This is a genomic window from Planktothrix sp. PLAVEN19ND (assembly GCF_057220675.1).
Map to the genome: position 1 here is coordinate 2352804 of NZ_CM170132.1, position 10967 is coordinate 2363770.

The following is a 10967-nucleotide window of genomic DNA, read 5'->3' on the forward strand; positions in this document are numbered from 1 at the left end:
AATTCTTAATGATGAAAATTGATTATGAAAATTCATTTTTTGCCCGACGAAGTTACTATTGAAGCCGAACCAGGAGAACCCTTATTAGACGTCGCCAAACGAGCAGGTGTGATTATTCCTACCGGGTGTTTAATGGGGTCTTGTCATGCTTGTGAAGTAGAAATAGACACAGATAATTTTATCTGTGCTTGTATTTCTGCTGTTCCCCCTGGGAAAAGTGAAATGACTATTAATATTTATAGTGATCCGACTTGGTAGGATATTAGGGAATGGGTAATGGGTCATGGGTTGATAGCATTACCTCCCCTGCTCCCCCTGCTCCCCCTGCCTCCCCTGCTCCCCCTGCCTCCCCTGCTCCCCCTGCTCCCCCTGCCTCCCCTGCTCCCCCTGCCTCCCCTGCTCCCCCTGCTCCCCCTGCCTCCCCTGCTCCCCCTGCCTCCCCTGCCTCCCCTGCCTCCCCTGCTCCCCTGCTCCCCCTGCCTCCCCTGCTCCCTAGTGTCCTATCAAAAAAATAGGGATTGGGAAACCCAACCCCTACAGGCGTCTTTTCAACTATTAACTAACTAGCCAAATATTCTCGAACTTGAGCTTTACGACGGCGCAGGTGGTTCAACGCTTGGCTTTCCAGTTGACGAACCCGTTCACGACTGATGCTCATTTGCACCCCCACTTTAGATAGGGACATCTCCTTACCATCTTCGAGCCCGTAACGCAGGGTAATTACTTCCCGTTGTTGGGCGGTTAAGTCCGCCAGTAAATTTTTCAAGTCCTGACGCAGTAACTCTTGAGTCACAAAAGCGTCGGCGGAGGTATTATGATCTTCCAGGAGATCCTGCAATTCCGTATCTTGATTATCCCCCACCCGCAAATCCAAAGATACGGGATGACGAGACGCCAACAGATAATCCCGAATTTGAGCCGGGTCTAACTCTAACGCTTGAGCAATCTCCCCCGGAGTGGCGTTGCGTCCTAATTTTTGGACTAACTCCCGTTGAACTTTTTTAATTTTGTTGAGTTTTTCAGTAATATGGATGGGCAAACGAATGGTGCGAGAAGTTTGGGCAATGGCACGGGTAATCGCTTGACGAATCCACCAGTAAGCATAGGTCGAGAATTTATATCCCCGCATGGGGTCGAATTTTTCCACACCCCTTTCTAAACCCAGGGTTCCTTCTTGGATTAAATCCAAAAATTCCATGTTGCGTTTTTGATATTTCTTAGCAATGGAAACGACTAAACGCAAGTTAGCTTCGATCATTTTTTGCTTGGCGCGGCGTCCTTTTTGCAGCAGGGTTTGAAGTTCCTCTGGACTCATTTCTAACGCCTCAGACCACTCTTGCTGACTCGGTTCTCGACCCAGTTGTTCTGCGAGGGTGTTTTTCACTTCCAACTGTTGCATCATGGTCTGTACCTGCTTACCGTAGGTAATCTCCTGTTCTCGGGTGAGTAAGGGAACGCGCCCAATTTCATGCAAATAGGTACGAACTGCGTCGGTGGTTGCAGGTCGAGTGCTTCTGGAAGCCACTTGCTCTTTGTATGTAGTATTGACAGTTGGCATGACTATGAATTACACTCCTAAAAACAGAATTTATAGCGGTAGCAAATTTTTTTCATCTCTCTACAGGAGGTTCCACAGGAATCGACTACAAATGATCCCCACACTTTGGTTCGGGGAATGATTCCAATTTTTGTCTGTCTCCGTAAAGACGAATTCTGTCCTATCTTTATTTTTCGTTGCGATTAAATAGAGGGTTGCTCTCCATGGCCTGGGGCTAATAAACGTCCTTACAAGATTATGACATATAACTAGGGTTAAAAGTCAAGGGCTTCATGGCAAGACCTCCCATCTTAGCCGATTTTATTGACATATTTTCATCATGCCCTGATTGTTTCGATAATACAACTGTAGTAATTGAGTAATAACCGAACTTTCGGGTATCGGTTGCGGGGTGTATGGGTTTTCCCACACCCCTTAACCGAACTTTTGACAGTCAGTCAGTTAGACTACAGCGAGATTCGGACTAATTACGGAGAAAGTTTCGGTAAATTGAGTATCACCCAATAGAGGCGGCGTATAGGAGGTAATCCCAATGGGTCGATTTAGGCGAGAATCTGGGCCAACAAAGATATTAGAATTGGGGTTATTAAGATTAGGAATAGGAACACCCGTTAGGGGATTATAAGCTAAAATCGCTCCGATATTATCCGCCCCTTCTCGGGTATCAAAACCCACGGTATAAACATTCCCATCATTGCCAAAGGTTAACCCACCCAAAAAGTTACTACTGGGGGAAGTCCCTAAATAATTTGTGGAAATGCTATTTAATAATTCACCCGTTAATAAATCATAATTTTTGATTCCTCCGGCGAAATCACTCACCGCTAAACTCCCATTATTGGGATTTATAGCTAACCCTAATAAGCTCACAAAACCCGCCCCATCACTAGCGGCTTCCGGGGTTGCAAAAACACTTCCCTGTCCCATCGAATTGTAACGCAAAATTTGACTGGGTAACCCTTGGCTAAAATCGGGTTTTCCATTCACTGCGACACTGCCTTGAGTGGTAACATATAAATTACCATCGGGTGCAAATAATAATCCATTGGGGCCATTTAATCCCCCAGGTTGTTGATTTCCAAAGGCAAATACATCTAAAAATTCACCCGTTTGTCCATCATAGCGAAGAATTTGATCCGTTAAGAAACTGGCGACATAAAAATATCCATCGGGGCCAAATACAGCCCCATAGGGACGTAATAAACCTCCGGTTTCATCAATAGGTGTATTAGGATTATCCCCAATAAATTCATCGATAAAAAATCCTGTTATCCCATCATATCGGAAAACAGAAGATGCCCCTAATTGTAGTGAAGTGGCGGGTTTATCTCCACTGGTAACATAAATATCATTCACAAAATCCCCATTTCCATCGGGCCCAATAATTGCCGTATCCGGTTTGAATAATCCCCCACTTTGGGTTGAAATCAATTCCCCTAAATAATTGCCCGTTGTCCCATCATAACGCAGAACATTATTTCCCTCACTATTAGTGATTAAAAAACTCTGACTATCGGGAATAAATTGCGGTTGAATTTGGGTAATATTACTAATAAAGCCATAACCCTGACTAGAATTCGGTAATACCTCTAAATTAATTGTAATTTCTGATAAGTTGGGATTCAATTTTAGGATTTGTTGGGTTAAATTCTGATTTAGAACTCGCCAAGAATCACTTTCATTCGGATATTTAATTAAAGTTTGATCAATTTGTTGAGTTAGGAGAGAGGAAAGACTCGGAGAATTATTGACTTTATCAGTATAACTGACATTAATATTTAAACTATTTAATCCTTGATGTTCAATTAAATAATTCTTTAAAAAGAAATCGGATTTGATCAGATTCGGTTCGACTACCGGAAGCAAATCAGCTATTGGGGATGTTTCTACCATGATTAATCTTTGTACTAATATTACAGACAGAGAAAATATCAATTAAGATTTTTAGATATTAACACTATAGGGTTTGATTTTCAATGACAAATATTAAAAATGTCTTGATTTTGGGGTTCCAAATTTTAAAACCCTAAATCATCCTTAGCTAAAGCCGCCGCTTTTAATACCTTTTCATCGGATTGTTGTGTCCAGTCAGTTTCCCCAACTTCCCGATAGAATGTTTCATCATAGGGACGGGTGCGAACTACAACGGGCATCGGGACAGCATGACCTAATACTAATGCTTGTTGTTTAGAATCTAATTTTGATAACACCGACCGCAAACTTTGCCCCCCAGAAACTCCGGTAAAAATCGCATCAATATCTTTATCATCATTGAGTAAAGCGGTAATTCGAGTGCCCACTTGAGACATGACTTCTGCATCAATACCAGAGGGACGTTGATCAACAATTAAGAGGGTAACAAAATATTTTCGCATTTCTCGGGCAATGGTTCCAAAAATCGTAGAGCGCACAATAGCCGGATCTAAAAAACGGTGAGCTTCTTCAATCGTAATGACCAATTGTGTCGGACGGTCTACGGGATTTTTAGAGGCTAAAAAATTCTCAGCTTTTTTAACATAAGCGTGGTGAATCCGCCGAGTAATCATGTTAGTCACTAACATATAGGATAGCATATCTGATTGCGATCCAAACTCCACCACCACATTTTTTCCCGCGTCCAAAGATTGTAAGATTCGATCTACATAATTAAACGGACAAGTAGGACGCATATATTTTAAATTATCCATCCGTAGTAATTTTCGTTGGAGTGCCATAATTGACCCTTTATGTCCGCGACGTTCATCACAAAACAGTTGAATTTCTTCATTAGTCATTGATAACAATTGAGAAATCCAAGAGGAGCCAAATTCACTGCGGAGAATATTAGCATTATCAATACTAGCTTCGGAAAGATTTAATTCCCGTTGCACTAACATAATATCTTCTACCTCAATTTGAGCATAGCTTAAATATAATTCCTGTGCATCTTTAATCCCTCGCCGTCGGCTAGATTCTGGATCAAGGGTATACACTTCTACCTGACCAGGAAACAGTTGTCTTAAGCCTTTAACGGTACTAAATTGTTTGCCCTCCGATACCGCTTCCCAGCCATATTCGGAGTGCATATCAAAGATTAAATTAACGGCGGCTTTTTTCTTAATAATTCCTGATAATAATAACCGGGTTAAAAAAGATTTTCCGGTTCCCGATTTTCCGAAAACTCCGTTACTGCGTTCTACAAATCGATCTAAATCTAAACAAATGGGCACGTCCATATCCAGGGGTTTACCGATGGCAAAATTACGCCGGGTGGGGTCATCTTCCCAACCAAAAATGATTCTAAAATCTCGTTCACTGGCTTCATAAACCTGGGAAAAATGCACGGGAATGGTTTTTACTGGTAATAGTTCAATTTCACTGTTATTGGTTTGGGTTTGGAATGATGCGATGCTCGCGGATTTTCCATTATTAAGGGGGCGAGAAGACCTCGCCCCTACATTTTGTTGGGCGACAACGCGAATTATTTCTTCTTCTCGTTCTGAAACTTCCCGACTTAACATTAACATTGGACTGAGTTCAATGGTTCCGTAGGTGCTATTTCCGGCTAAAATTGCCTGTAAAAAATCATCATCGGGGTGAGGGGGGTTAGCGATAATTCGCAAGCTGGATGTTCCTAATGAGACATCGGTTAATAAACAGAAAAAATGCGATCGCTTTCCCCGCACGACTAAAAATTTTCCCACCCGCATTTCTTCTACAGACACATCGGGATGTAAGCGAACTTCTAAACCTTTTGTTAAGGAACCTTGAATGACAGAACCCAGGGGTTTTTCAATGGTCATAGGGGAGTTTTTTTGAGGTGAGCAATGGGGAACTATCGCCACGCATTCGGGGTTTATAGCGGGTTGTTGTATTGTTCATACTTCAACATTTTCCTATAAAATCAATTGCAACTTACAATTTCCCTATCCATAATATCTACTGTTTGTTGTTTTTCGTCAAGAACTTTAGCCCCAATAGGATGGGCTAAAGCCCAACAACGAGAGGATTTTTTGATAGTTGTTGATTTTTTCCTATTATTTTAGGAGGAAAAACTATAAATGGTTTGGGGTTGTAACTGTTGACAAATAGAGGAAGGGAGTTGAGTTAGGGGAAATTGTTCCCGATGGAGTTGTACCTGTAAATTGGTCAGGGGATCAGCCCCGGAAGAAACAATAAATTGTAGTTTTTGGAGATGGGGCCATTGGGTAATTTGATCTAAAATTTGGGTAACAGCTTTGAGGTAGGGATGATCTAGTTGTTGATACCAATGGGGATCGGCGACTCCGGCTTGATCAAAGCCTAAATTAACAATTAATTGTGCTTGATCAAATAAAGCAGTTGCTACGGGTCGAGCTTCTTCTTGTAATAACAAATCATGGGTTTTTGCTAAAAATCTCAACTTTTCTAACCGTTCATAACTGCTCAGAATTGAAGTTTTATTGCGTTTTGACTCCATGTATTCTGCTTCTGGATTTTCAACTAAAGGTTGAGATTCATCCCAATTAATAGCCACGGTGATTAAGTAGGTTTGTAATAATAAATGACCTAACTTTTCCGCTTTTGTAGCTAAATAAACTGTGTTATAATCCGTGGCTTCAATAATTAAGGGAACCCGATCTACGATTTCAATTCCATAGCCTTTTAACCCGGCAATTTTACGCGGATTATTCGTAATTAAACGGATTTGACGCACCCCTAAATCATTCAGCATTTGCGCCCCCATGCCATAATCCCGTAGGTCAGGAGCAAATCCTAACCTTTCATTAGCTTCAACGGTATCGAATCCAATATCCTGCAAAGAATAGGCTTTAATCTTATTAATTAATCCAATCCCGCGTCCTTCTTGGCGGAGATAAATAATCACTCCCACCCCTGCATAATCAATCATTTTCATTGCTGTTTGTAACTGCATTCGACAGTCACAACGCAAAGATCCAAAGGAATCTCCGGTTAAACATTCGGAGTGAACCCGTACCATTACAGGCATTTCTTTTAATTTTTCAATATCACCTTTAACTAAAGCAATATGTTCCGTATTATCTAAGGAATTACGATAGGCATAAATTTTAAAATCCCCGAATTGGGTGGGCAATTGAGCCACGGTTTCCCGATACACAAAACGGTCATGTTTGAGGCGATAACTAATTAAATCGGCGATCGTAATTAATTTTAAATGGTGAACTTTAGCATATTCAATTAATTCGGGAAGTCGCGCCATTGACCCATCGGGATTTTGAATTTCACAAATCACTCCTCCAGGATACAACCCCGCTAACCGAGATAAATCAACGGCGGCTTCTGTATGTCCCGCCCGTTTTAATACGCCGCCATCCTTAGCCCGCAGGGGGAAAATATGGCCCGGACGCCGTAAATCTTCGGGACGACTGGCGGGGTTAATGGCAATTTGAATCGTGCGGGCGCGGTCATCGGCGGAAATTCCCGTAGAAACTCCCATTTGAGGGGACGCATCAATACTAACGGTGAAGGCGGTTTGGTTGGCGTCGGTGTTTTTGGTGACCATCAGGGGCAAGTCTAGCTGATCCAGACGTTCTCCGGTCATGGCCAAACAAATTAATCCCCGGGCATACACCGCCATGAAGTTAATCATATCGGGGGTGGCAAATTGGGCGGCACAAATTAAGTCGCCTTCGTTTTCGCGGTGTTCATCGTCCACCACTACAATACAGTGCCCGGCTTTGAGGTCGGCTAAGGCGGCTTCAATGGTGTCGAATGGGTAGGGGTTTGTCGGTAGCACGGACTCGTTCAAAATCGTTTTCTCATCAACGCTGATTCATTAATTGTAACGCCGTTGATGAATTGAGATCGCATTCTAACTAAAAATGCTGGCTTATTTTATTATGTCTTCCAATATTTCCACAGCCTTTTTAATATTATTATAGTATGTCTGAATCCTGGCGTAAGTGATACCAACATTTCCACCATGAGCTATGGTATGTCGATTAGTAATTACACTATCAATTGAATTTTTAATTTCATCTGTTTTATCACTCCTCTCTTGAATTTTAATAGTAAACTCCTCAGCCCACTATGGATTCATCTGTTAAGTATTTTTGTAAATCTCTCTAGTTAATTCCAGCCTCTTGATCAGGTTCTTTTTACTTGTTGTAGAGGAGCGAGATAATAACCAAAAATCTTGGTCATGAATGAGAGAGTTATAAAACTTTTTAAAACGTTCACATTCTGATTTTTCTGTTAATTCTCTGGCAACTGTCACCATAACACTCTCGAAAAGAGTTGTACTAAATCCATTATTATGAAAGAATACCTTCTCACCAATGCAATCTTTCAGAAACCGAACTGTATTCAAAAAAATATGTTTTATTTCAGCTTTTGAAATTACATCTAAGTTTTTATTTTTAAGCATAAAATCATTCAGGAAATCAACCATGTTCCCTTTATACTTATCTAAGTCATAGTGCAAAGCTAAAAATCTCAGGATTAACTCTTGATCTGCTGCTCGATCATCATCTTTTTTATTATAAAGTTGCTTCCATGTTTCATGACTCGATAATTCTTGAATTAATTCACTAAATAAACCATGATAAATTGCGTTTCTAATCTCTTGCGAATTCAAGGAAGTACCTGTTGTATTCAGCCTCTCGAATAGGTAATATATTCCTATTGAATCATAGTTTTCCGATATGATGATGCAATGAATGATTGCATTATCTAAAGCACGACGTTGAGACAGTGACAGACTAGAATAGGTTAGACCATTGAAGGCAGGTATAACTCCTTTAAGTTTAAATATTTTTCCATCTGAAAAAGATTCTTGATAAAAATACTGTAGTGTTTTTAATCTTTGTTGTCCATCAATAACAATATATTGATTAGAAAATTTATCCTTAGCCAGAAAAAGAGCAGGAGTTGGAAGCCCAATTAATAGAGATTCAATAAAGCGAGATGCTTCTTCCTCTTTCCAGACATATTTTCTCTGGAAACCCGGAATGATAAAATCCCCATCCTCCATTCTTTTGACTAATACATCGACAGGGAAATCGGCTCCATAGTAATCTACATTAAGCCTAGTATTCTCAGCTTCTACAAACTCATGATTGATCATCGTCTTAGTACCTGTATCTGCTATAGCCATCTATATAAGCTGATCGTCAGTAGTCAACATTCCCAAATCTTAGCCTATAGATTGTCAATCAATCCAAAAACTAACGGAAGTTTTATATGATTCTACTACAAAGATCATCTAACTCTACACCCCTTTTCTTCCCTTAATAGCAAGTAACGCACTTCCATAAGCCGCTTCTGTATGAATAGAATTAACCATGTTAACGTTTAAATAGCGCTGACGAATAGCTGTCCAAGTCGGATTTTTTGCCCCACCTCCGGCGGTATAAACTTGGGTGAGGGGAGTGGCTCCGAGTTGTTGTAAAAGTTGATAACCTTGGGCTTCAATTTTGGCAATTCCTTCTAATAAACCCTGTAAAAACTCAACCGGATGATCGGGACGAGGTTGCAGACGGGGAAGTAATTCGGGGTCGTTAATCGGGAAGCGATCGCCTTTTTTAATTAAAGGATAATAATCTAAGTTACTATTACAATTAGGGTTAATTTGACGGCTGAAATTTTCCAGTGACCGATCACTAAAAAATTGCCGTAAGACCGCACCCCCGGTATTAGAAGCACCTCCTGTTAACCATAAATCTCCTAAGCGATGGCTATAAATACCATATTTAGCATTATTTACAGGAGTATGACTGAGGAGTTTTAAGACTAAAGTGGAACCTAAAGATGTTACTGCTTCCCCTGGAATCTTGGCGCCACTGGCTAAAAACGCTGCTATACTATCGGTAGTTCCCGCACAGATCACACAGGTTTTAGGTAATTTTAACTGTTCTGCCATTTCGGGGGTAATGGTGGCAATTGGGGTTCCAGGAGCAACTATATCAGGCAGTTTCAATAATTCTAAATCAGTCAGAGGTTGTAAACCATTAATTAACCAATCGGGATAGGTCAAATTCTCGACATCGTAGCCTAATTTTAAGCTATTATGATAATCACTAATCCCTAATTTTCCATGTAATAAAAATGCTAACCAATCGGCTTGATGGAGAAAATAGCGGGGCGCAGATTTTTGTAGTTTAGTGTTGGCAGTTTCAACGGTTAACCACCAGATTAGTTTGGCTAAACTAGAAGTGGCACTGTTAACAATATTATCGGGAGGGGCGATTTTTTTTAACAGTTCTAAGACGGTAACAGCCCGACTATCATTATATAGAATTGGGGATTGTACTGGAATGCCATTAAGATCACAAAGTAGCACAGTGGCAGAGGTTCCATTAATAGCGATCGCATCAACTTGATGGCGAAAATGTAACGGAATTTGTTGGATTACATCAAACAGAGACGTTTTCCAAAGACCAACCCATTCAGAGGAGGAAGCTGACGAGGGGAAAGGAAATTGAGTTTGGGCTACCACTGTCCCTTGAGAATTAATGGTAATCGAACGAGCACCGGATGTCCCAAAATCAATCCCGATATAAAAATTAACCATTGTTTCCATCTAAGTTCAATTCATATTTTTTTATTTATTGTACAATTGTAGGTTTGTGAATTATAAGATGATCAGTTATTTTGTTAAGTTTTAATAAAAATTGCGGAAAACATAAAATTTATCTGGACGTTTATTGCTTACAAAGTTATAAATTAAGAGTCGGTAGTTGAACTTTAATCGGATTAACTGCTGGCAATCGTACTGTTAATGCGTTAATCAAGGATTTTATGGATACTCTTGCCTACAATCATTTAGTTTCTGCCTATGAGTCCCCTCGGAAAGCCGATTTCAATGGGGATTTGGTACTATTCCGATGTGTGAATTGGAGTAAAATATCAACCGCTTGCTGGTTGCCCATTGTAGCAACGGCTATTGGCTTGTCTGTGCTGAGTGTAAGCCAACCCGCCAGTGCTGCCCTCACCCGTGGCGATAGCGGTCAGGGTGTGAAAAGTCTTCAATATGCGTTGCAGAATTACGGCTATTTTAACGGCAGAGCAACGGGTTACTTTGGGTCGGTGACAAAACACGCCGTCATCGCCTTTCAAAAGGATTATGGCTTAAATCCCGATGGAGTTGTTGGCTGGAAAACGGCAAGAGCGTTAGGGGTAGGAAGCTCTCAGGTTAGTGATAGCTATGGCGGTGGCTGTAGTCATCGTTGTGGCGGTGGCGGTGGAGCTCTGTCCCGGGGTGACAGTGGCCGTAATGTCAAACACCTGCAAAATCGTTTAGCAGACCTGGGTTATTTTAATGCTAACTCCACAGGTTACTATGGCAAATTAACCGCTAGTGCTGTTAAATCCTTTCAATATAACTGTGGACTCTCGGCTGATGGTATTGCTGGCCCGGCAACCCTAGCAGCATTAGGAATTTAGCTTTTTTTGTAGAGACGTTGCATGC

General features: G+C 41.0%; 9 protein-coding genes. 2 read left to right on the forward strand and 7 right to left on the reverse strand.

The annotated features are described in order from the left end of the window. The first annotated feature begins 24 nt into the window (after positions 1–24). Positions 25–258: a 2Fe-2S iron-sulfur cluster-binding protein gene (locus AC2D3N_RS10090; protein ID WP_079676888.1), complete on the forward strand. Its 234-nt coding sequence runs from the start codon at positions 25–27 to the stop codon at positions 256–258. Between the two features lie 301 nt (positions 259–559). Here the strand turns inward: AC2D3N_RS10090 and AC2D3N_RS10095 are convergent, their stop codons facing one another. The 7 genes from AC2D3N_RS10095 to AC2D3N_RS10125 all read right to left on the reverse strand — a co-directional run bounded on the left by AC2D3N_RS10095 (position 560) and on the right by AC2D3N_RS10125 (position 10070). Beyond that, entirely contained in the window at positions 560–1558 is a 999-nt protein-coding gene (locus AC2D3N_RS10095) for an RNA polymerase sigma factor, RpoD/SigA family (RefSeq protein WP_079678992.1), read from the reverse strand. A gap of 441 nt (positions 1559–1999) precedes the next feature. After that, a complete protein-coding gene (locus tag AC2D3N_RS10100; RefSeq protein ID WP_484693523.1) occupies positions 2000–3451 on the reverse strand; it encodes a Vgb family protein in 1452 nt (483 codons plus the stop codon). 125 nt (positions 3452–3576) lie between these two features. After that, positions 3577–5340, reverse strand: a complete 1764-nt coding sequence (locus AC2D3N_RS10105; RefSeq protein ID WP_484693524.1) for a helicase HerA domain-containing protein — start codon at positions 5338–5340, stop codon at positions 3577–3579. Between the two features lie 239 nt (positions 5341–5579). Beyond that, the gene (gene ribBA, locus AC2D3N_RS10110) at positions 5580–7307 is read right to left on the reverse strand and encodes a bifunctional 3,4-dihydroxy-2-butanone-4-phosphate synthase/GTP cyclohydrolase II (protein WP_484693525.1); all 1728 of its coding nucleotides are present in this window, start codon (positions 7305–7307) and stop codon (positions 5580–5582) included. Positions 7308–7388: 81 nt separating this feature from the next. Beyond that, positions 7389–7568, reverse strand: coding sequence for a HEPN domain-containing protein (locus AC2D3N_RS10115; RefSeq protein WP_159451543.1), 180 nt, complete (start codon positions 7566–7568; stop codon positions 7389–7391). 33 nt (positions 7569–7601) lie between these two features. After that, on the reverse strand, positions 7602–8654 hold the full coding sequence (locus AC2D3N_RS10120) for a GmrSD restriction endonuclease domain-containing protein (protein ID WP_484693526.1): 1053 nt from the start codon (positions 8652–8654) through the stop codon (positions 7602–7604). Positions 8655–8768: 114 nt separating this feature from the next. Then, positions 8769–10070 carry an FGGY-family carbohydrate kinase gene (locus AC2D3N_RS10125; RefSeq protein WP_484693527.1) on the reverse strand — a complete coding sequence of 434 codons (1302 nt, stop codon included), beginning with the start codon at positions 10068–10070 and terminating at the stop codon, positions 8769–8771. Positions 10071–10297: 227 nt separating this feature from the next. Here AC2D3N_RS10125 and AC2D3N_RS10130 point away from each other — a divergent pair, with 227 nt between their 5' ends. Then, a complete protein-coding gene (locus AC2D3N_RS10130) occupies positions 10298–10942 on the forward strand; it encodes a peptidoglycan-binding domain-containing protein (protein WP_484693528.1) in 645 nt (214 codons plus the stop codon). The last annotated feature ends 25 nt before the right edge of the window (positions 10943–10967 follow it).